Genomic DNA, 21,751 nt, shown 5'->3' on the forward strand with positions numbered 1-21,751 from the left:
CCATGGGGCCGAGAAAATTCGAGCAAAGCGGGTGACGGACCCGTCTGTGAGAGCTAGGTTTCAATCGAGTAGACAGACGGGTGGGGGGGCCGCCACCTGAGGAGACGCTGCCGCGCTGTGAACGCGAGCTGTGCGGCAGGTGCCTTTCGCGTGGAGTTCGGCGATGGCTGGTGTTCGTGAAAAGCTGTTGACGGCATCGGACCTCGCAGCCTTGTGCGAGGTCGACTTGAAGACAATCCATAACTGGGTAGATCGAGGGAGGATTGCCCATTTCCGTACGCCTGGGAGACACTTGCGCTTCAAGGCTGCGGACGTGGCCGAGTTCCTCCGTGCATGGGGCTATTCGGTGCCCCGGGAGCTCGCCAAGGCGACCTCCAAGTCGATGATGGCCATCGGTACCAAGGATACGATGGCCCACGTGGCGCGAGCCCTCGGGGAAGGCGTGCCCATCCGGCACGCCAGCCACCCGTATGACGCGCTGATCTTCGCGGGGGCTGACCCTGCGGACGTGTACATCGTCGACGTGCGGGCGGTGTCCAGCGACGTGGACGTCACCTCCCTCTTCGAGGCGCTCCACCGAGCGAACTCACAGGGGACGTTCGTCGCTTTGTCGGATGAGCCGATCAGCCTGCCGTCGTTCGTCGGCCGTATCGGCCGCAACGACGCGCAGCAGCTGAAGGGCTTCCTCGTGCCCGAAGCGGCCGCGCAGGCCGCGACGCCGCTCCAGGCGGCGAGCGGCCCGGCATCGGAAGAGCCGCCGCGGAGCCTCGCAGCAGGCGGGTCCTCGCGCTGAGCAGGGCCCCGGCCGTCCTACGCCCAAGAGAAGAGGCTAGGCTAGGGCGGCCGGGCACGCCCAAGGAGAGCTCCGCCAGAAGCCGCAGCACTGCAGAGCGAACCGCTGAGGTCAGACCCCCTCCCCAGCACAACCCGGGGCCGGTTGATGGGTCGCTCGCAATCCCACTGCTGAGTCCGCTTCGGAGCCTCGCGGAAAATGACGAGATCGAGGAAGCGACGCCTCCTCGGGAGACGCTTCAGCTTCCAGCGATGGTCATGGAGGAGACCCTGAACGTCGGAGAGGACGTCGACGTCCGGAGATCCAGGTCGTCGCCGACGGCGTCGATCCGCTGCAAGAGCTCGTCGAGGTTCAGGGAGATGGTCACCTCGCTCACGGGATAAGCCAGCTCGCCGTTCTCGATCCAGAAGCCCGACGCACCCCGGGAGAAGTCGCCGGTCACGGCGTTGAAGCCGAAGCCCATCATCTCGGTGACGTACAGCCCTCGCGACGTGGAACGCACGATCTCCGCCGCCGGTGTGGAGGTGGGCCGGAGCATGAAATTTGATGTGGACGGACCAACGCCGCCGCCTGCGCCGCGTGAGGCGCTGGCGGTCGGCGGGCGCTTGAGCTTCCGGCCGCTGTAGCTGTCGCAGAGGTAGGTCTTCAGGACGCCTTGCTCGACCACGACGTTGCGCCGTGCGAGGAGGCCCTCGCCGTCGAACGGGCGCGACCCGGGCGCGCGCGGGATCAGCGGGTCGTCGACGATCGTGATGAGATCGCTCGCGATGCGCGTCCCCTCACGGCCCACGAGGTAGCTCGACTTGCGCCAGATCGAGCTGCCCATGATGCAGGAGCCGAGCAACCCGATCATCGAGCGGGCGGCGTCCGGGTCGAAGACGACGGGCGCCTCGCAGGTCGCCACCTTGCGGGCGCCGAGCTTGCGCAGCGTCCGGCGCGCCGCCTCGCGGCCCACGGCGTCCGGGGCGTCCAGGTCCGCGAGGTGGCGCCGGCCGGTGAAGTAGAAGCCGCGGCGCTTCTTGTCGCCGCTGTCGTCGGCGATCGGGGAGACCACGAGCTGCGCGTACGAGCCGGCGAAGCCGCCGCGGAACCCGCCGGACAGGACGAGGGCGAAGGCGCCCGCGCTCCGCGAGAACGTGGCGCCCTCGCTGTTCGTGATCCGCGGGTCGGCGTCGCGCGCTGCCTGCTCGCCCCGGCGCGCGATCTCGATCGCCTGTGCGGCCGTGATCTCCCCGCCGGAGGGATCGTAGAGATCGAGCGCGGGGAGGGGCCCCTTGGCGATGAGCTCCGGATCGGCGGGGCCGGCGAACGCGTCCTCCTGGGAGATGTCGGCGAGCTCCAGCGCGTCCGCCACGAAGCGATCGATGCCGCGGGGCGTGAGGTCGGACGTCGAGGTCAGCGCGACGCGCTGCTTCTTGATGATCCGCATGCCGAGGCCCTTGTGGACCGCCTCCTCGACGAGCTCGGGCTCGCCGAGGCGCACCTTGGTGGTGAGCTCGGAGCCGGAGCGAGCGATCGCCTCCGCGACGTCGGCGCCGCCTTTCCTGGCGCGCGTCACCACCTGCTCGGCGAGCGCCATCAGTTCCTCGACCTGCTGCTCCACGCGGGCTCGTTCGGACATGGGGCGACAGGGTGGTGGAGCGCGCTGTCTCCGTCAACGCGGTGACGGCACCTCGTCCTCCTCCTCCTCCCTCCACCGCGCGCACCCGCGCGCACGGGACGCGTCTCAGCCCGGCCGGTTGGAGCGCCCGCCGTTGCCCACGCCGAGACGCCGCTGAGGGCGTGTCGAGGCGGGCAGGGGCGGAACGACCTCCGGCGCTGGCTCGCTCGGGACGGCACGGGGGCGAGCGCGGGGCGAGGGCTCGGCCTTCGGCCCGCCGCTCGCCGGCTCGCGCCGGAGCAGGGCGCTCACGGTGGCCGCGAAGCCAGCGGCGAGCATGCTGTGCATCCAGAGGAGCGCATAGCCGAGCGGACCGCCGGCGACCGGGTGGACGCCGAAGTCGCCCTCGACCTGCCGGTAGGAGCCGTCGAGCGCGAGGCGCCGCGACAGGGCGAGCAGGGCGAGCAGGGCGATCGACAGCGGCGCGCCGGCGAGGACGGCGAGCGCGCGGACCGAGCGCTGCGCGGTCCACCTGCCGCCAGCGCTCCCCGCGAAGCGATGCGCGGCGGCGAAGCCGGCGAGCACCGAGGCGGCATCGACGAGGATGAGCACGAGGTCGACCGCGGACGGGATGCGGCGGGTGTCGACGAGGTACGCGAAGCTCCAGTCGGGGGCGAACACGAGGAAGTAGGCGCAGACCGGCGCGAAGACGAGGAAGGCGAACAACGTGACGAGCGCGAGCGGCCGATCGCGCGCGCCCGGCGTGAGCCGAGGCTCCGCCGCGCGCAGCGCGCCCAGGCGGTGAGGCGCTGCAGCGCTGAACCAGGCGAGCAGCGCACCGAGAGCAAAGCCGACGAGGGGAGCGACGAAGGCGGGCACGCGGCGCCGAAAGTAGTCCTGTCGGGCCCTCCTGCGCAAAGTGCCTGGACCATTTCCTGACCAGGACGGCTCGATCGGCCCCGCCAGGGCGATTCCCTGTGCGGCAGGACAGGCGGGGCGGAACGTTTGCTCTGGAGACGCCGTCGCGCTAAGCGGCTGCGCACATGGAGCCGCGCCTCGTCCGGGAGATGCTTGAGCGCGTTCAGGCCGGCGAGCTTGCCGTCGAGGAGGCGCTCGATGCCCTCCGAGGGCTGCCTTTCCGGGACCTGGGCGTCGCGACCGTCGATCACCACCGCGCGCTCAGGCAGGGCGTCCCCGAGGTGATCTTCGGTGAAGGGAAGACGCCCGAGCAGATCGCCCTGATCGCCGGGGAGATCTCGGGGGCAGGGCAGAACGTGCTCGTGACCCGGGTCGACGCCGCGAAGGGCGCGGCGGTCTCGGCGCTCTTGCCTGCGTTCCGCTATGTGCCCCTCGCGCGGACAGGCAGCATCGAGGTCGCGCCGGCGCCCAGGCGCGCCGCTGGGCCGGTCGCCGTCGTGACCGCGGGCACGAGCGATCTGCCGGTCGCCGAGGAGGCCGTCGAGACGCTGCGGGCGGTGGGCCTCGAAGCCAAGCGGCTGTACGACGTGGGGGTCGCGGGGCTGCACCGCTTCCTCCATCGCGTCGAGGAGCTGCGCAAGGCGTCCGCCGTGATCGTGGTCGCGGGCATGGAGGGCGCGCTGCCGAGCGTGGTCGGCGGGCTGGTGGCGGCGCCGGTCGTCGCGGTCCCGACGTCGGTCGGCTATGGGGCTGCCCTGAGCGGCTTCACCGCGCTCTTCTGCATGCTCACGTCGTGTGCCTCCGGCGTCGCCGTGGTGAACATCGACAGCGGCTTCGGCGCGGCGATGGTGGTGCATCGCATGTTGCCGAAGGAGTAGCGCGGGGCGGACGCGACGCGACGCGACGCGAAGGCGCCCGGGGGAACGGAGAAGGCGAGAGATGGGACACGGGCACGATCACGACCATGCGCACGGGGATGCGCACGGAGACCATCACCACGGGCACGGTGACGAGCACCACCACGGGCACGGAGGCCATCACCACCACGATCACGCGCACGGTGACGAGCACCACCACGGGCACGGTGACGAGCACCACCACGGGCACGGAGGCCATCACCACCACGATCACGCGCACGGTGACGAGCACCACGACGGGCACGGGCACGGTGACGAGCACCACCACGGGCACGGCGGCGAACACGCGCACGGGCACGACCATCCGCGCGCGCCGCTCCTGGAGGAAGGCGCGGGCGCGGGCAAGGTGCTGTTCTTCGACGCGTTCAGCGGGATCGCGGGCGACATGACCATCGCCGCGCTGCTCGATCTCGGGGTGCCGCTCCTCGTGATCGAGCGCGCCGTCGCCGCGCTGCCGCTCGATGGATTCCACCTGCACCGCGGGCACGCCCACCGGAGCGGCATCGTGGCCACCTCGTTCGATGTTCACGTCGAGGCCCCGCAGCCGGAGCGCACCTACGGATCCATCGACGCGATGCTCGCCGCAGCGCCGCTCGATCCGCCGATCGCCGCGCTGGCGCGCCGGATCTTCCGGCGCCTCGGCGAGGCGGAGGCCGCCGTGCACCGGATCCGCCTGGAAGACGTGCACTTCCACGAGGTCGGCGCCGTCGACGCGATCGTCGACATCGTGGGCGCCGCCGCGGCGATCGTGCACATCGGGGCGGAGGTCGTCGGATCGCCGCTGCCCATGGGGCGCGGGTTCGTGAAGGCGCGGCACGGGATCCTCCCGCTGCCGCCGCCCGCCGCGGTCGCGTGCCTCCGCGGCGTCCCGACCTACGGCGTCGAGCTCGACGCCGAGCTGGTCACGCCCACCGGCGCGGCCATCATCGCCACGCTGGCGACCCGGTTCGAGCGCTGGCCGACGTTCGCTCCCGACCGGATCGGCTTCGGCGCCGGCCAGCGCGAGCTGCCGGACCGCCCCAACCTGCTGCGGGTCGTGCTCGGGACGCGCGCCGGGGGCGAGGAGAGCCTCGGCAGCGCATCGCACGTGATCGTCGAGGCGAACGTCGACGACCTGACGGGCGAGGTGGCAGGGCACGCGATCGAGGCGCTGTTCGCGGCGGGCGCGCTCGACGCCTGGGCGGTGCCGATCACGATGAAGAAGGGGCGCCCCGCCCTGACGATCGCGGCGCTCGCAGCCGCCCCCCAGGCCGACGCGGTCGCGACGGCGCTGCTCCGCGAGACGACGAGCATCGGGCTCCGGAAGATCCCTGTCGCGCGCACCGAGCGGCCGCGCCGGATCACCACGGTGAAGACGGCGTACGGAGCCATCCGCGTGAAGATCAGCGAGGGGCCGTTCGGGCCGCCGCAGATCAAGCCGGAGTTCGACGACTGCGCCGCGGCGGCGAGGACGCACGGCGTGCCGGTGCGCGAGGTCGTCTCGGCGGCGCTCGCGGCCGCCAAGGGCTGACGCCGCTGGCCGCGGCGGATGAAGCGGCGCCGTGCAGGCGGCGCCGCGAGGAGCCGCGCTCGCCGCGCGGCGCAGCGTCACCCTGCGGCAGCGGTCAGTCGGGGCGCTCGATCGGCAGCGCCTCGGCCTCCCACGAGAGGAAGCCGCCCTCGAGGAACGCGACGGGGACGCCCTCCTCGGCGAGCTTCGCGGCCACGTCCTTCGACTTGTCGCCGGAGCGGCAGTAGAGCACCGGCGCGCCCGCCAGCATGTGGAGCTCGGCGAGCCGGCCCTCGATCTCCTCGATCGGGATGTGCACCGCGCCCGGGATGTGCGCGCGGCCGTAGGCGGGCGCCTCGCGCGTGTCCACGGGGACGACTTGACCCTCACGGATCAGCTGCGCCAGCTCGGGCGCCCGGATGGCGCCCTCGGCGCGCGGGAGGAACGGATCGAGCAGCTCGCGGAGCTGCTTTCGGTTGAGGACGCCCTGCTCGGCGGCCACAGGACGGCCTCGGTGAAAAACCATGAACGTCGGGACGGCCTGGATGCGCAGCGTCGTTGCGATGCGCTTCGACCGGTCGATGTCGACCTTGACCACCTTGGCCTTGCCTTCGAGCTCGCGCGCGAGGGCGTCGACCTCCGGCGCGACCGTCTTGCACGGCCCGCACCAGGTGGCGGTGAAATCGATGAGCACGGGCAACTCGCTGCGGAGCACCTCGCGCTCGAACTCCTGCTCGTTGATCTCGGGAACGGCCATGGCGGGCGAATTCATAGCGGGCCTTCCCTGCGAGATCGAGCGGCGCGAAGCCCCCGCCGCCGAGATCGCGGAGATGACGGCCATTTGAGCGCAATTTCGGCGCGCAACGGCGCTGCGCGACCGGCGGCTGACCGCGGACGCGCGGCCGCCGCGCCTCGTGCCCTCAGCGCGGGACGCGCGCGCGCACGGTGCGCGCGTCGATCGCGTCGCGCAGCGCGTCGGCGATGAGGTAAGAGCCGCCGACCGTCGCCAGGAGCAGCACGCCAGGGAGCAGGAGCAGCCGGATCTCGCTCGGGTGTCGCGCCGCCTGGCCAAGCGTCTCCCCCCACGAGGCCACGCGCGCGGGCGCGCCCATCCCGAGGAACGAGATGGCCGCCTCGAGCAGGACCACGGACGCCACGCCGAGCACGGAGCTCACGATCGCGGGGCCGAGCGCGTTCGGCAGGATGTGCCGGTAGAAGACGCGCAGCCGGGTGCTGCCGAGCGCGTGCGCGGCCATCACGTACTCCTCGCTCGACGCGCGAAGCACCTCGGCGCGCACGAGGCGCGCGATCTCCGCCCAGCGGACGAAGGCGACGGCGAGCACCAGCGACAGCGCGGAGGGCTCGCGCTCGATCGCCCGCACGATGGCCACGACGAGGATCGCCGGGAAGGTGTCGACCGTCTCGACGAGGCGGACGAGGCCGTCGTTCCAGAAGCCGCGCAGCGTGCCCGCGAGCCCGCCGAGCACGACGCCGAGGAACATGCCGACGAGCACGGCGCTCAGCGACAGGCCGAGCGCCGTGCGCGCGCCGTAGATCAGCCGCGCGGCGAGATCGCGGCTCTCGAAGTCCGTGCCGAGCGGGTGGTCGAGGGAGGGCGACGCGTTCGGGCCGGCGTCGGTGCGCTGCTCCGGGCCGTAGCGGATGGGCGGCCAGATGGCGAAGCCCTCGAAGCGCACCCTGAGCTCGGCCTCGGTGAGCGACTCGAGCGTGGTGCCCTCGGTGACCGCGGGCAGGATCTCCGCGCCGTCCGGCCCGAAGCAGGCGATGGGCGCGGGGGCGGCGAGGAGCTCGGCGAAGATGGCGAGCAGGGCGAGGACGCCGAGCAGCACGGCGCCGATGGCGACGCGCTTGCTGCCCACCATCCGGCGGAGGAACGCGGCCGCGTGGGTCACGCCTCGCTCCTCCGCGAGAGCACCGCCGGGCCGAGCCGCGGATCGACGAGCACATAGGCGAGATCGGTCGCGATCACGCCGAGCGCGGCGATGGCCGCGGCGCCGATCGAGATGGCCATGAGCCAGCTCACGTCGCGCGCCTGCACGGCGAGGAGCGTGAGCTCGCCGAGCCCGTGGAGCTCGAAGACGCGCTCGACGACGAAGGCGCCGCCGAGCGCCATCGGCGGCTCCAGCACGGCGAGCGTCACGACCGGGAGCACCGCGTTGCGCAGCCCGTGGACGGCGATGGCGCGCGCGGTGCCGGCGCCGCGGGCGCGCGCGGCCCGGATGAAATCCTGCGTGAGCACCGCGACCAGCGCGGCGCGCTGCTGCCGCGTCGGCGCGGCGACGAGCGAGAGCGCGATGATGCACGTCGGCAGGAGCAAGGACCGCGCGCCGCCCGAGAGGAGCACGGCGGCCACGGCCACGACGGCGGTCGGGAGGACGGCGGCGGTGAGCACGGCGGCCGCGATCACGGAGTCGCTCCGCCGGCCGCGCGAGGCCGCGCTCAGCGCGCCGAGCGGGACCGACACCGCGTAGGCCAGGGCGATCGCCCCGAAGACGAGCGCGAGGGTGACGGGCGCGCGCCGCGCGAGCTCGTCGAGCACCGGCTCTCCGGTCGCCGCGACGCCGAGCCGGTGGGTGACGGCGCCGAGCGCCCACTTGCCGTAGCGGGTCTCGAGCACCGTCGCCGCGAGCCGCGTAGGGCCGGTGAACACCTCGAAGTCGCTGCGGTACACGTTCCAGAAGGACTTCCACCGCGTGACGCACGCGCGCGCCTCCGCGAGGTCGTCGCCCGGGCCGATCCGGTCGTCGATCTCCGCGATGTGGGCCGCGACGTCGACGAGGGCGCGCGCCTGATCGAGCGTCGCCGCGTCGCGCGGCGGCTGGAGCGCGGCGATCACCGGCTGCAGGGCGAACGTGTCGAGCTCCAGCAGCTCGGCGGCGCGCGACACGGAGCCGTAGCGGACCAGGCGCCGCACCGCGCTCCGGACCGACGCGGCCCGGAACTCGATGCCGCGGTCGTCCCAGAAGCGCGTCCAGAAGGCGACCGCGTGCGCCGGGTCCGCGGCGTCGTCGGCCCGCGGCAGGCCCATGCGCGCCGCGACGGGCGCGAGCGCGAGCGCGACGCGGGTGCGCGGCTCGGGCGCGAGCGCGTCGAGCGGCAGGATGTGCGGCAGCGCGGCGCCGCCGAGGCGCCGCAGCTCGTCGGCGGCGGCGCCCGCGTCGTCGCCTCCGGCCGCGATGGCCTGCGCCGCCGCGAGGGCGCGCAGGCGCACGTCGCGCGGCTCCAGGTTGATGAAGCGCGGGAGATCGAGGAAGCGCTCCCGGCGGAGCCGCGCGAGCTCCGCGCTGGAGAGCGCGCTGGCGAGGAGCGGGTCGTCGGTCGGATCCGGGACGAAAGAGAGCACGAAGAAGGTCAGCACCGAGACGCCGACGAGGGTGGGCAGCGTCCAGAGGAGCCTGCGGAGCGCGTGGCGGAGCATCTCTCTCGGCCGGAAATCAGCGCAGGATGGCGTCGAGCAGGTCGATGCGCATCCCGAACTTGTAGGGGGAGGCCTTTACCACCTCCATCTTCTGGCCAGAGATCGTCTCGTCGTTGCCCTCGAGGTAGCCGCCGGCGTCGACGCCGATGACCTTGCCCTGACCGTTGAAGATGGGGCTCCCGTTCATGCCGCTCGTGCTGCGGGCGTCGTGCTGGATGAGCCAGGACTCCGCCGCGGCCGCGGGCCGCCCGTTCGCGCCGGTGATCCGGCCGATGTTGGCGGCGAGGAACGTGGCGACGGGGTTCGCGGTGTCCGTGAGCCGCTCCGGGAAGCCGATCAGGTAGACGTCGTCGCCCGCGCCGGCCGCGGCGAGCTCTTCCCGGGTCGCGAGCTCCAGCACGGCGGCTGCGCGCCCCGCGATCGACACGGTGCCGATGTCCGGGGTGAGCTGATCCGCGCTGTCGCGGTACTGCGGGTGCGTCCGCATGCTGGTCACGGCGAAGCTTACCTGGCCCCGGCCCTCGTTCTCGAGCGCCGCGATGGCGCCGCCGCGGCGCTTGGCCGCGGAGATGCAGTGGGCGTTCGTCACGAGGACGGAGGGCCGCACCGCGAACGCCGTGCAGATCCCCTCGCGCCCCGCGGTGAGCATGAAGATGCCCTTCCTCGAACGGTCGTGGAGGTTACGCCCGAAGTTGGCGTTCGAGGGGTGAAGCGTGCCGAGGCGACGCTCGATCTCCTTGCGCCGCGGGTCTTCCGGCGAGAGGCGCGCGAGCTCCTCCCGGAGCTGGGTGATCTCGTCGTGGGAGGATCGGTTGTAGACGATGAGCCCGGCGAGGCTGGCGAGCGCGACCACGAGGAGCGCGGCGAGGACGTAGGTCGTGCGACGCTGGCCGGCCGTCGCGGCGCGCACCTCCTTGTGGAGCATGGCGTTGATCTCGACGGTGCCGCGAGGCTTCGCGCGCCCCGTGGCAGCCGCGACGGCCGAGGAGATCATCATGGCGATCGTCCGCTCGCCGACCCGCCGAGCTCCGGCCGGCGGCGCGAGCGCGACGTGTCCGGGGTGGGCCGCAGCAGGCGCGGGGTACGCGGCGGGCGCGGGGTACGCAGCAGGCGCGGGGTACGCGGCGGGCGCGGGGTACGCAGCGGGCGCCGGATACGCGGCGGGTGCCGGATACGCGGCAGGCGCCGGATACGCAGCGGGCGCGGCGTAGCCCGCAGTGGGCGCGGGGTACGCAGCGGGCGCGGGATGGCCCGTCGCCGGCGCAGGATAAGCCGCGGCGGTAGGGGGGGGAGGCGCCGCCGCGTGCGCCGGCGGCGCGCCCGACGCGCGGCGCTCCACGAGCTCTAGCCGCACCCGCGGGCCCTTCGTGCCGAACGTGATCTCGTCGCCCGACGCGATCGGGTGCCGCTTGATCCGCTGCCCGCCCGCGTAGGTCCCGTTGCGGCTGTCGAGATCGTAGAGCACCCAGCCCGCCGCCTCGAGGCGCGCCTCGGCGTGGTGGCTGCTCGCGTCGCGATCGTGGTTCGGGTCGAAGACGACGTCGTTGTCGGGCGCTCGACCGAAGCGCACCGCGCGCCTGTCATGGAGCTCCACGGATCCGGCGTGGCGCCCGAAGGTGTGTACGACGCGCAGCATCACGGCGCGGGGACCCCCTGCAGCAGATCGATCCGCATCCCGATCCGGAACGGCGAGCTCTGCGTCACCGTCGCCTTGCGGCCGTCGATCGTGACGTCGTCCTCGTCGTCGATGTGCGCCGCGTGGATGCCGATGACGTGCCCGTACTGGTTGAAGATGGGGCTCCCGCTGTTGCCCCCGCGCGTGACGGCGTCGTGCTGGATCAGGACGGCTCGGTCGGGCGTCGTCGCCTCCTCGTCGATGCCGGTCACGCGCCCGATGCGGCCCTGCAGGAACGTCGCCGAGGGGCTCAGCGGGTCCATCAGGCGGCCGGGGAAGCCGATGACGTAGGCGTCGTCGCCAGGCCCGATGGCCCGCAGCTCGGCGTCGTTCGCGAGCTTCACCGTGTGCGGCGCCTTGCCGCCGATCCGGAGCAGGGCGACGTCGGGTGAGCCGGCGCCCGCCTGCCCGGGCTTGTACGCCGGGTGCGCCGACATCGCGACGATCGGGAAGCGGATCTTCCCCATCGAGTCGTTCTGCGTGACGATCGAGGTGCCGCCGAGGGCGCGGCAGTCGCGGACGCAATGGGCGTTCGTCGCGAGCAGGTCGGGCGCGATGGCGAACGCCGAGCAGCAACCGCCGATGCGGTTGTCCACCTTGTAGCCCATCACGTAGAGCGCCAGCCTGTTCTGCTCGAAGATGGCGCGCCCCGAGAGCACCTGCTCCGGGATCGCGCCCGACGGGCCCGCCGCGGGCGCGATCCCGAGGCCGACCTCGCGCGCCAGCGCGTCGGCCGCCTGGCGGGACCGGTACGCGACCACGAAAGCCACCCCCACGGCGACGAGCGCGGCGGCGACGCCCAGCCCGAGGAGCAGGTTGTGGCGCGACACCTTGCGCTTCGCCTCGTCCGCCTTGGCGCGCACGAGCGCGACCGCCTTCTCCTCGCGCCGCATCGCCTGCACGACGGCATCTCGGACGATGCGCTGCGCGGTCTCGACGTCGACGCGACCGTCCGCGTCCGGGCGCCCGGGGGGCCACTCTTCCTGCGGAGTGGCCGGAGTCTGCCGTCCACGCTTGTCGTTGCTGCGCAGCATCGCGGTGGGGGGCGCGCGCACGTGCGCTGCGCGCACCCTAACGAAGCAGGTAATAGCCGGCGATGGTAACGCACGCGACGGCGCTCACGATCATCAAGATCACCAGCCACTGCGGCGCGCCATCGGTCGGGATCATGATCGGCTCGTCGCCCTGGACGGGCGCGCGGGCGTTGCGCTCGTCCAGCGCGTCGTCGGCAGGCAGGGGCGAGGCGACGTGGTCGTAGTCGTCCCCGTCGTCGTCCAGATCGCTGTCGGCGTTGCCGAGCCACGACTTCGGCGAGGGGGGGCGCTGCGAGATCTTCTTCTCGTCGAGCTCCTTCACCTTGCGCGCCGGCTCGGACGCGGCGGCGTTCTGGGCCAGGAGGTGCTCGGGCAGCGCGTACTTCTGGTAGCGGAGGTCCTCGATGTCCTCGAGCTCCGGCAGGGCGAGCCCGTCGCCGTCGAACTTCGCGACCACCACCGTGATGTTGTCGTGCCCGCCGGCCTGGTTGGCCCGATCCGTCAGCACCTTGCAGGCCTCGATCGGATCGTCGACGGTCCGCAGCACCTCGCGGATCTCCTCGTTCCGCACCATGCCCGAGAGCCCGTCCGAGCAGAGCATCAGCGTGTCGCCTCGCCTGAGCTCCACGAAGGTGAGGTCGACCTGCACCGAGTCCGCGGTGCCGAGCGCCTGGAGGATGATGTTGTTGTGCTCGAAGGTCTCGGCCTCCTCCTCGGTGAGCTGGCCCGCCTCGATGAGCTGGTTCACGAGCGACTGATCGCGCGTCACCTGCACGAGCCGATCGCCGCGAAGGACGTACGCGCGGCTGTCGCCGACCTGGCCGAGGAACAGGTGATCGTCCATGAGCGCGGCGATGGTCGAGGTGGTCCCCATCCCCCGCCGGGTCCGATCGAGCTTCGCTTCGCTGAAGATCCTGAGGCCCGCCGCCTCGATCGACTGCACCAGCCGCGCCGCGAGCTCGTCGTGGTTCTGCGGGGGCCCGGCGGCGCTCATCCGCTGGTAGATGATGTCGACCGCGAGCTGGCTCGCGACCTCGCCGGCCGCGGCGCCGCCCATGCCGTCGCACACGCCGAGCAGGGCGCCCCGCTCGCCGACGACCTGGTAGCGGTCCATCTCCATCAGGCCGCGGCTCGCATTCGTGAGATCCGCGACGATGAAGTTGTCCTCGTTGTGTTCGCGGACCTGGCCCACGTCGGTCCGGCCGAACAGCCGCAGCACGACCTCGGGGCGACGCGGCTCGTCCGGCGGCGTCGCTGCGCCGTCCATGCCGTCCGGGTGCTGCGCGCCCTCGTCCGGCTCGCCGCCCCCCGGCGCCTCGCCCGCGAAGCGCCCGGTCGCGCCGTCGCCGTGGGCGGCCTCCGCGGCCGGGGTCTCGTCGAACGCTCCGTCGTACGACGCGGCCGCGAAGGAGACCTGCACCAGCGTGGAGGCCGACGGCGAATCGGGCGTCATCGCGTCCCCGGGGTCGTCCGACCGCGTCGTGCTTCCATCCGAGTCCTCCTCGCGAGACCCGCCCGCGGTGAGCCGCACCCGCGGCGGCGGAGGGAGCTTCCTCCCGACCTTCTCCGGGCGCGACGTGCTGGGAGCTTTCACGGGCTTCACGGCGATGCCAGCCTTCTGCGCGGCGTTCGTGGCCGGACGCGTCTTGGGCGGCGGGGGCTTCCAGTTCACGGGCTTGCCTGCTTCCACAGACCCCGCCTTGCCGGACTCGAGCGACGCGGCGCCGTGCGGGGGATCATGAGGGGCCTTGCCCGCGTGGTGGCTCGAGTCGGTTCCTGCCGACGCCGCGCTGGGGAGCCCCTCGACTTCAAGCGCCTCGGTCGGCGTTTCGCGGACGGTCTGGTCGCTCATCGGGAGAGATCCACGCGGAACAGGTGCTGCCCGATGCGCACGAAATCGCGATCGAGGAGGCTGACGTCCTCGCGGATGGCGACGTAGGTCCCGTTCGACGAGTCCAGGTCGCTGAGCGTGAACTCCCCGGTGGCCGGGTTCCTCCGGATGGCGGCGTGGCGTCGCGAGAGGAACGGATCGGCCGTGAATACGATGTCTCCCGTCTCCCGTCCGATCACCGTCTCATCCCGGTAGAGGTGGTACACGTCCCGCGTCACGCCCTCCACCGTCCGCTGGCATAGTCTCGCCCGGCGGTGGATGGCGGGCGAGCCAAACAGCAACGTTCCATGCTGGATGGCATGGCCGAGGCCTCGCTCCCCGTCGTTCACGGTCTGAAACTGTAACACCTCGAGGCCCAGGAGGAGCAAGTCGCCATCTCTGAGGGCGTGCGTCTTCCTGATGCGCAGGTAGATGCGGTTGACGCTGCCCAGGTCACGGAGAACCCAGGAGCCCTCCTGCGGAACGATCCGCGCGTGCCGCGGCGAGACGTACAGGTCGTCCTCGAGGAGGATATCCCCCTCGCTGCGGCCGATGTCGATCTGCGGGCCCGAGAGGGGGAAGCTCTTCCCCTCGGTGCCGTCTTCGACGATCACGATGAGCTTGCCTTCGGGCGCCCGGGTCGGCCGGGTGTCAGCCGGAACCCACGCCGGCGGGCGAGCCGAGAGGGACGCGCGCAGCGGCGCGAGCGGCAGCTGGGAGGGCGGCGGAGCGCTGCCCGCCTCCGCCGAGATCGGCCCGGCGGGCTCTGCCTGCAGGGGCCGCTGCGGGTCGCGCCCGGCGTCCGGGGCGAGCGCGGGCCCTGGCTGCGGGCGGTCGGCGGCGGCCCTGGGCGGCCGCTCGGAGACGGGCCGCTCGCCCTCGAGCGGCGCGCCGCAATATTTGCAGAACCTCGTGCCCGCCAGGCACTGGCCGTGACAGCGCGCGCACTCGACCGGCGGCACGGGCGCCCTCTGCGACGAGGCGATATCGACCACCGGTGAGCCGACGATCTTGTCGGCGCTGCTCCCGCCGGCCGCGGGGGGAGGCAGCCGCGCCGGCGGCAAGGCGACCGGCGGCAGCGGGGGCGCAGCAGGCCTGGCCGGCGCGCCGGAGCCCCGTTGCTGTGCATCTCCGGCTCCGGGGCGCTCGTCGCGCGTCGCAGGCGGGGGCGCGGCCTCCGCCTGCGGCGCGTGCCGGTGCGCGGCATCGTGGAGGCCTCGCGCGGTCGCTCCGGTCTCCTCGTGCGGCGGGGGCGCCATGTACGGCGCCCCGGGGGACAGCGCGGCGCCCGGCTCGGTGCGCTGTCCCCCGGCGCGCCTCGACACCTGGCTCGCTGGCTGCGGAGCGCCCGCCGGCGCCGCGCTGTCTCGCCTGTTCAGCGGCGCGCCACAGGTCACGCAGAAGCGGTAGCCCGGAGGGTTCTCGCCGTTGCAGTTCGCGCAGGAGAGCCCGAGGAGCGCGTCGGTGATCGACGGCGTCGCGGGCGCGTCGGCCCGCTCCGCGCCCCTCGGCGCTTGCAGGGCTGGCACCATCTGGATCGCGCTGTCCAGCGCGCCAGCAGCCGGCGTCGCGGCGCCCTCGCGCGCCGGGCGGGACGTGGTCTCCGCGCGGCCGTGCACCGCCGGCATCGCGGGTTCCGTCCTCGCCCCGCCGAGCGGGCTGAAGGAGAACACGGGCGCCTCCGGGCGAAGGCGCCCCGGCGCGCCGCGAACCCCCGGCGCGCGGGCGGCCGTGCGGGCGTCGTTCGCCGGCGGCGTCTCGGCTTGCGCGGGCACCGGCAGGGCCGGGAGCGACACCTGTGGCAAGCCGCTCGGCGGCGTCGGCGGAGCTACCCGCGCCTCTCGAGCCTTGAGCCGTCGGCCGCAATCCTGACAGAACGTCAGATCGCCAGCGTTGTCGCGGCCGCACACATCACAGATCACGCTGCCGAGGGGACCGCGGAGCGACGGTCGAGTCAAGTAGCCGGTGCGTTCTCTCGAGCGGACAAGGGGGCGGCTCAGCGCCGACCGACCTCGGTCCGCACCTCGAGCAGGAGCTCGATGCCGACGAACTGCGCGATGCCGGTGGCCCGGTCGTAGTTGGCCGTGTCCCGCCAGCCGGCGAGCAGCACCGGCCGGTACACGCAGCTCACACCGAGCACCGCGCGGCGAGAGACCTCCAGCTCGACGCCGACGCCGCCGAAGATGAGCGCGCCGCCCGTCTCGACGCCCCACTCGTTCCCATAGGCGACGCCGCCGATCCCGGCGGAAAAGTACGGGGCCGCCCGGTAGCCGATGTCCGGCAGGTACCTCATCTCGGCCCGCAGCTGCTGGAAGATTCCAAGCCGGTAGAGGTTGCTCGAGTCCATCTTTGTGAACTGGTAGGCGCCGCCGAAGTACCAGGGGCCCGGCGAGCGGTAGCCGCCGCGGATCGCGAGCCCGCCTCCGCTGCCCAGGATGCACGCGTAGATGGGCCCCGAGCGCGGGCAGACAGCGCCGGGATCGAGGCTGATCTCCGCCACGAGGCCGACGCCGTACTGCACGTACTCGACGTGCAGCGGCGGCGGTCGCGCGGCGAGCTCGACGCGCGGCTTGACAGCAGCCGGCGGCGGATCCGCGCGGGCCTCGTCCCCTGCCACATCCAGCAGAGCGCCCCCGGCGGGCGTGGCGCTGGCGTCCTCGGCTCCTTCGCTCGGAGCTTCAGCCGTCCGGCCGCCGGCGGCGGTGCCCTCGGCCTGGCGCTGGGGAGGCGCGGCCGACGCTGTCAAGGACAGCAGTGCGCCGGCCGTGATGGTCGCGGCCGAGAGCGCGCCGGGCGGAGATCGCAAACGCACGAGTTGATTGAGATACGCGAGAGATCTGCCGCCGGCAACGCTCCTCGGCGATGCGCGGGCGCGCCGGCGCCGACCTGGGCGCGCGCGGCCGCCTGAGGGAGGCATCTCCGTGCCCCGCGTCCAGCCGCGGCTTCTCTGCGCGCCCCGCCGCGCACCCTCCACGCCCCCCGCCGCGCTCCAGGAAAAGACGCGACGGAAGGGGGAGGCGAGCGGTCTCTTGAAGCTCGACACAATACGCCGCTTGACGGCAGCTGCGAGGGTCGCCTAAACGAAGCCACCTTCATGGAGATTCACCTCGACAAGCGTGCCGTAAAGCAGATCCGCCTCTCTGCGGCGGATGCCGTTGAGGAAGGCGACACCGAAGCGCTGCGCGAGGACGTCCTCGAGGCGTTCTCGGAGGAGCAGGTCGAAGAGATCGAGCGTCGTCTGGACAGCGGTGATTTTTTTGAGTTCTTGACCGACGTGCTCGACGAGTGGGGGGGCGACGACGTAGACGAGCTCTTCGAGCTCCTCGAGACCCAGCTCGGCGACATCGGCATCGATCTGAAGTACGAGCCGCGCGAGGACGACGACGAGCTCGACGAGGCCGACGAGGACGACGGCGACCTCGATGAGGACGAGGACGGCGACGACGACGACGACGCCGAGCTGGAGCCCGAGGACGAGGACGACTGAGCGCGGTCGGCCCACCGCCGCGGCGATGCGCCGCGCGGTGCCCCCGCGTCAGGGATCCTTCCCGCCGTCGAGCTCGCGGAGGATGTAGTCCGCGCACGGGCGCGGCGCCGCCGGGAGCGAAGGGCATATCGCGCGCGCGCAGCGCGCGTAGCGTGACTCGGGGAGCTCCCGGACGATCCGGGCCGCGGTAGCGCACGCCTCCTCGCTCCGGCCGTCCTCGCGCCACAGCTTCGCCTCTGCCCAGAGCGCGTCGTCGCGCAGGATCGAAGCGGGGTAGTCCGTGTAGAGCTTGTGCAGCTCGCGGCGCGCCGCCGCGCGATCGCCCAGCGCGTCGCGGTAGAGGCGCGCGATCTCGAGCTGCGCGTCGTCGAACTTCTCGCGGTCGTAGCTGCCGGTGACGGCCGGCTCGCGCGCCGCGAGCAGCTCCCTCAGGTAGCCGATGGCCTCCTTGGGGCGCCCGAGGGAAGCCGCGAGCTCCGCCGCGTGGAACAGGGCGTCGTCGGTCAGGCTGCCGACCGGGTACGGGTGCGCGCGCGCGGTAGCGACGAGCGTGCGCAGCGCGCCCTCGCGATCGCCGGTCCGCTCGAGGAGGAGCGCCGTGTGGTAGGCGACGTCCTGATCGAGCTCCGTCCCGCGGAGCGCGGGGCCTTGCTGCCGCAGCCACGCGAGCGCGCCCGCCGCGCCGGCGCACTCCTCTTCGCGCTGGATGAGCCGCTTCAGCGCGTTGCGCGCGAGCCCGTGCGACGGGTGACGCCGCGTCGCCGCGAGCAGCATCGCGTAGCCCGCCTCCGCGTCCCCGTGCTCGATCGCGAGATCGGCGAGCTCGAACTCCGCGCGCTCCGAGCGCGGCCCGCGCGGCGAGTCGGCGAGCAGCCGCTCGTACGACGCGCGCGCCTCGCCCCACGACTCGGCGCGCTCGAAGGAGCGCGCCTGCATGAGCCGCGCCTCGTCGCGGTCCTTCACGCGCAGCGCGCGCGACGCGGCGTCGTCGAACGAGCCGGCCGCCTCGCGGTAGCGCCCCGCGTGGTAGGCGCGCTCGCCGGCGGCCATCGCGGAGAGGTAGGCGTCGCCGCGCGCCGGCGCGCACGCGGGGCCGAGCAGCGCCGCGATCGCGAGGGCGAGCGCCGGCGCGGAGGCGTTCGCGGGGCGGCGGCTCACGGGCGCGCGCCCTCGGCGCCGCGATCGCGCGGCAGCGCCAGCACCTCGGCGAGCGCCTCGGCGAGGGCGCTCGCCGCGTGGGCGACCTGCTCCCGCGCGAGGTCGAGGTGGGTCACGGCGCGCACGGCGCTCCGGCCCGTCGCCCCCACGAGCACGCCGCGCCGCCGCGCGGCCTCGACGAGCCGCTCGGCCGGGATGCCGGGCGTCTCGACGTAGAGGATGTTCGTCTCGGGCTCCTCGATCGTCGCGCTCGTCGTGGATGGCGCGCTCGTCGCGGACGGCGCCGTCGCGCGGCGCATCGCCCGCGCGATGGCGCGCGCGGCCTCGTGGTCCTCGGCGATGCGGCCCTGGTGGTGCGCGAGCGCGTAGAGGGCGGCGGCCGCGAGCACGCCGGCCTGCCGCATGCCGCCGCCGAGCATCTTCCGGAAGCGCAGCGCCGCGCGCACCACGTCGGCGCTGCCGCAGAGCGCGGAGCCGACCGGCGCGCCGAGGCCCTTCGAGAAGCAGACGCTCACGGTGTCGAACGGGGCGGCGAGCTCGGCGGGGCTCCGGCCGGCCGCGATCGCCGCGTTCCAGAGGCGCGCCCCGTCGAGGTGCAGCGCGAGCCCGTGCGCGCGCGCGACCGACGCGATCGCGAGCACGTCCTCCTGCGGGAAGACGCGGCCGCCGGCGCGGTTGTGGGTGTTCTCGATCGCGACGACGCGCGTGCGCGGGAGGTAGTACTGCGGCGGCTTGATCGCGTCCTCGACGTCGGCCGCCTTGAACAGGCCGCCGCGCCCGGCGAAGACGAACTGCACGCCGCTCCAGGCGGGCGCGGCGCCGCTCTCGTAGAACGCGCAGTGCGCGCCCTCGCCCGCGATCACCTCGTCGCCGCGCTGCGTGTGGCAGAGGAGCGCGATCTGGTTGCCCATCGTCCCGCTCGGCACGAACAGCGCGGCCTCCTTGCCCGTCAGCTCCGCGATCCGCTCCTCGAGCGCGCGCACGGTGGGGTCCTCCCGGTACACGTCGTCGCCGACCTCGGCCGCCGCCATGGCGGCGCGCATGGCCGCGGTCGGTCGGGTCACGGTGTCGGAGCGGAGATCGATCGTCGCTTGCATCCTGGAACCTCGGCTGTCGGCGTCGGCCGACGTTGTAGCACCGCGCCGCGCCCGCCTACGTGGCGCTCGCCGCCGCGAGCCGCGGGAAGCGCTCGGCCATCCGCCACGCGATGCGCGTCGCCATCGCCATGATCGGCACCTGCGAGTTCACGCCGATGCTCGTGGGGAGGATGGAGCCGTCGGCGACGAAGAGCCCCGGCAGCGCGAAGCACTCGCCGCTCTGATCGACGATGCCGCGGCGCGGATCGTTCGCCACCCGCGCGCTCCCGAGCGGGTGGAACGCCATGCACTCGATGCGCCGCGCGTCGATGGGGGCGCGCTCGGCCGCCCGCGCCGCGTCCATCGACGTGATCGGCGGAGCGCCGAGCAGCGCGGTGTAGACCTCGCGCGCGCCGGCGGCGAGCGCCATCTCGCTGAGGATCGTGATGGACCGGCGGAGCCGCGCGAGGTCCCGCGGCGCCATCGCGTACGAGACGAGCGGCTCCCGGCCAGGGCCGGGGCGGACGCGGCCGCCGCCCTCGTCGTGGATCATGGCGCCGAAGACGGCGCAGCGCGAGAGCGCGGAGGCCCGCCGCCGCAGCGCGGGCCCGACGCCGGGCAGGCCCGCCGCGAGCACGTTCACCGCCGAGTAGACGCCGACGAGCTTGATCCCCTCGGCGTCGAAGTGATCGGAGTAGACGCTCTGGAGCGCGCCGTCCCAGCCGTTCAGCGCGTCGTCGAACCGCGCGACCACGCGCACCGCGGGGTGCAGCGTCACGCCGTCGCCGAGCCCGGAGCTCGCCTCGAACGCGCCCGCCGTGCGGAGGAGCAGCGGCGTGTGCAGCGTGCCGCACGCGGCGACCACGACCTTCGCGCGCACCCGGAACCGGCGCGGTGGGGCCCCCGGCTCGCCGCCGAGCAGCCGCCCCTCGACGCCGACGGCGCGCCCGCGCTCCACCGTGATCCGCTCGACCAGCGCGTCGGCGACCACGCGCGCGCCGCGCGCGGTGGCCGACGGCAGGTAGGCGACGTCGACCGAGCGCTTCGCCCCGGCGGGGCAGGTGAAGTTGCACCGGCCGTTGCCCTCGCACGCATCGCCGGTGTTGCGGCGGAGCGGGCGCATCGGGATGCCGAGCCGCCTCGCCCCCTCGACGAGCCGCGCCGTCGAGGCTGAGCGCAGGGCCTCGGGGACCTCGCGGACCTGTAGCCGCTGCTCGACGCTCTCGTACGCCGCCTCGAGGTCGCGCTCCGAGAGCTCGTCGAGGCCGAGGTCGCGCGTCCACCGCGCGTGGACGTTGCCTGGAATGCGGAAGCAGACCCCGCCGGTCACCACCGACGATCCGCCGACGGCGCGCCCGAGGGTGAGCGAGATCATCGGCGTCTGGCCCACGCCGAACGCCGTGAACAGGCCGGCCTCGCGGAACAGCCGCCGCACCGACTCGCTGGGCCTCCAGCGCTGGTAGTCGTCGGGGCGGTAGTGGGGCCCCTCCTCCAGCACGATCACGCGCCGGCCCGCCTCGGCGAGCAGCGCCGCGACCACCGCGCCGCCGGCGCCGGAGCCGACCACGACGACGTCGCACGGCTCGTCGAACCCCACCGGCAGGTCGCGCCCGCTGACGATCGGCTCGCTCGACGTGATGTCGCGGCTCACGCGCCGCCCCTTTCGCCGAGCGCGGGCAGCCTGCGCCGCGCCGCGGTGCTGTCGCGGTCGAAGCCCGTCATCGCGAGCTCCGCGCCTTCCTCGAACGCGGCGATGCACATCGGCACCTTGAAGGCGAGGAGCAGCATCGCGAGGAGCCCGGAGCGGCTCGACTCGAGCGCCTCCAGGTACGCGAGCCGCCGGCCGAGCGAGAGCCGGCTCATCCGGCCGAAGGCGCCGATCACGAAGGGCGGCAAGAGCTCGAGGCAGAGGGCCATCAGCGTGAAGCCGCGCCGCGTCTCGGGGCTGGCCTGCCCGAGCGAGAGATCCAGCGCCGCGACGGCGCGCTCGCACACCTCGACGCCCGGCGGGGCGAGCTCCCCGCGCTCGCCCTCGTCGCAGAGCATCGCCTCGGCGGCGGCCCACGCGACGCGCCGCGCCCACGGCGAGAGCCCGCGCCCGGCGCGCTCCCACCGCTCAACCCGTCGCGCGGCGCGCTCGCGCGCGCTCACTCCCCCGTCTTCCATGGCCGCGAGAGCCTAGCCCGGATCGACGCAGCGCCGAGGCCCAAGGCGGCGCGCGCCGTGGTCGGGTGGTCCCGGGCGCTGGCCTCGGCCACGCGGCGGTGCTGTTCGCGTGGTGTTGCAGAACGACAT

18 protein-coding genes are annotated in these 21,751 nt (G+C 73.6%); 4 read left to right on the plus strand and 14 right to left on the minus strand.

The features are described from left to right. Positions 1–163: 163 nt before the first annotated feature. Complete coding sequence (locus WME90_RS10880; RefSeq protein ID WP_437281024.1) at positions 164–793, plus strand: helix-turn-helix domain-containing protein; 630 nt, start codon at positions 164–166, stop codon at positions 791–793. A 238-nt stretch (positions 794–1,031) separates the two neighbouring features. Here WME90_RS10880 and WME90_RS10885 read toward each other — a convergent pair whose 3' ends face one another. Next, complete coding sequence (locus WME90_RS10885) at positions 1,032–2,414, minus strand: TldD/PmbA family protein (protein ID WP_437281025.1); 1,383 nt, start codon at positions 2,412–2,414, stop codon at positions 1,032–1,034. 105 nt (positions 2,415–2,519) lie between these two features. Further along, positions 2,520–3,272 carry a hypothetical protein gene (locus tag WME90_RS10890; RefSeq protein WP_437281026.1) on the minus strand — a complete coding sequence of 251 codons (753 nt, stop codon included), beginning with the start codon at positions 3,270–3,272 and terminating at the stop codon, positions 2,520–2,522. 164 nt (positions 3,273–3,436) lie between these two features. Between WME90_RS10890 and larB the strand changes: the two genes are divergently transcribed. After that, positions 3,437–4,189, plus strand: a complete 753-nt coding sequence (gene larB, locus WME90_RS10895) for a nickel pincer cofactor biosynthesis protein LarB (RefSeq protein WP_437281027.1) — start codon at positions 3,437–3,439, stop codon at positions 4,187–4,189. 61 nt (positions 4,190–4,250) lie between these two features. Then, a complete protein-coding gene (gene larC / locus WME90_RS10900) occupies positions 4,251–5,738 on the plus strand; it encodes a nickel pincer cofactor biosynthesis protein LarC (RefSeq protein WP_437281028.1) in 1,488 nt (495 codons plus the stop codon). A 94-nt stretch (positions 5,739–5,832) separates the two neighbouring features. Here the strand turns inward: larC and trxA are convergent, their stop codons facing one another. The 8 genes from trxA to WME90_RS10940 form a co-directional block, all read right to left on the minus strand. Continuing rightward, positions 5,833–6,474: a thioredoxin gene (gene trxA / locus WME90_RS10905; protein WP_437281029.1), complete on the minus strand. Its 642-nt coding sequence runs from the start codon at positions 6,472–6,474 to the stop codon at positions 5,833–5,835. 163 nt (positions 6,475–6,637) lie between these two features. Continuing rightward, positions 6,638–7,630 carry an ABC transporter permease gene (locus WME90_RS10910; protein WP_437281030.1) on the minus strand — a complete coding sequence of 331 codons (993 nt, stop codon included), beginning with the start codon at positions 7,628–7,630 and terminating at the stop codon, positions 6,638–6,640. Then, on the minus strand, positions 7,627–9,156 hold the full coding sequence (locus tag WME90_RS10915; RefSeq protein WP_437281031.1) for an ABC transporter permease subunit: 1,530 nt from the start codon (positions 9,154–9,156) through the stop codon (positions 7,627–7,629). Before WME90_RS10915 ends, WME90_RS10910 begins: the two co-directional genes overlap by 4 nt. A 16-nt stretch (positions 9,157–9,172) precedes the next feature. Then, positions 9,173–10,792, minus strand: a complete 1,620-nt coding sequence (locus WME90_RS10920) for a trypsin-like peptidase domain-containing protein (protein ID WP_437283593.1) — start codon at positions 10,790–10,792, stop codon at positions 9,173–9,175. After that, positions 10,792–11,886: a S1 family peptidase gene (locus WME90_RS10925; protein WP_437281032.1), complete on the minus strand. Its 1,095-nt coding sequence runs from the start codon at positions 11,884–11,886 to the stop codon at positions 10,792–10,794. Before WME90_RS10925 ends, WME90_RS10920 begins: the two co-directional genes overlap by 1 nt. Before the next feature lie 16 nt (positions 11,887–11,902). Beyond that, positions 11,903–13,717: a Stp1/IreP family PP2C-type Ser/Thr phosphatase gene (locus tag WME90_RS10930; protein WP_437281033.1), complete on the minus strand. Its 1,815-nt coding sequence runs from the start codon at positions 13,715–13,717 to the stop codon at positions 11,903–11,905. Then, positions 13,714–15,531 carry an FHA domain-containing protein gene (locus WME90_RS10935; RefSeq protein WP_437281034.1) on the minus strand — a complete coding sequence of 606 codons (1,818 nt, stop codon included), beginning with the start codon at positions 15,529–15,531 and terminating at the stop codon, positions 13,714–13,716. The genes WME90_RS10930 and WME90_RS10935 overlap by 4 nt, the downstream gene beginning before the upstream one ends. Before the next feature lie 200 nt (positions 15,532–15,731). Beyond that, the gene (locus WME90_RS10940; protein WP_437281035.1) at positions 15,732–16,547 is read right to left on the minus strand and encodes a hypothetical protein; all 816 of its coding nucleotides are present in this window, start codon (positions 16,545–16,547) and stop codon (positions 15,732–15,734) included. 282 nt (positions 16,548–16,829) lie between these two features. Between WME90_RS10940 and WME90_RS10945 the strand changes: the two genes are divergently transcribed. Next, positions 16,830–17,222, plus strand: a complete 393-nt coding sequence (locus tag WME90_RS10945; protein WP_437281036.1) for a hypothetical protein — start codon at positions 16,830–16,832, stop codon at positions 17,220–17,222. A gap of 48 nt (positions 17,223–17,270) precedes the next feature. Here WME90_RS10945 and WME90_RS10950 read toward each other — a convergent pair whose 3' ends face one another. From WME90_RS10950 to WME90_RS10965, 4 genes are read right to left on the minus strand one after another with little or no spacing between them, the layout of a single operon-like run. Then, on the minus strand, positions 17,271–18,380 hold the full coding sequence (locus WME90_RS10950; RefSeq protein ID WP_437281037.1) for a tetratricopeptide repeat protein: 1,110 nt from the start codon (positions 18,378–18,380) through the stop codon (positions 17,271–17,273). Further along, positions 18,377–19,477 (minus strand): low-specificity L-threonine aldolase, encoded by a 1,101-nt coding sequence (ltaE, locus tag WME90_RS10955; protein WP_437281038.1) that lies wholly within the window; start codon positions 19,475–19,477, stop codon positions 18,377–18,379. Before ltaE ends, WME90_RS10950 begins: the two co-directional genes overlap by 4 nt. A gap of 55 nt (positions 19,478–19,532) precedes the next feature. Further along, positions 19,533–21,107: a GMC family oxidoreductase N-terminal domain-containing protein gene (locus WME90_RS10960; protein WP_437281039.1), complete on the minus strand. Its 1,575-nt coding sequence runs from the start codon at positions 21,105–21,107 to the stop codon at positions 19,533–19,535. Next, complete coding sequence (locus tag WME90_RS10965) at positions 21,104–21,622, minus strand: hypothetical protein (protein ID WP_437281040.1); 519 nt, start codon at positions 21,620–21,622, stop codon at positions 21,104–21,106. Before WME90_RS10965 ends, WME90_RS10960 begins: the two co-directional genes overlap by 4 nt. Positions 21,623–21,751 lie beyond the last annotated feature (129 nt).

This window comes from Sorangium sp. So ce375 (genome assembly GCF_051473855.1).
GTDB lineage: Bacteria > Myxococcota_A > Polyangia > Polyangiales > Polyangiaceae > Sorangium.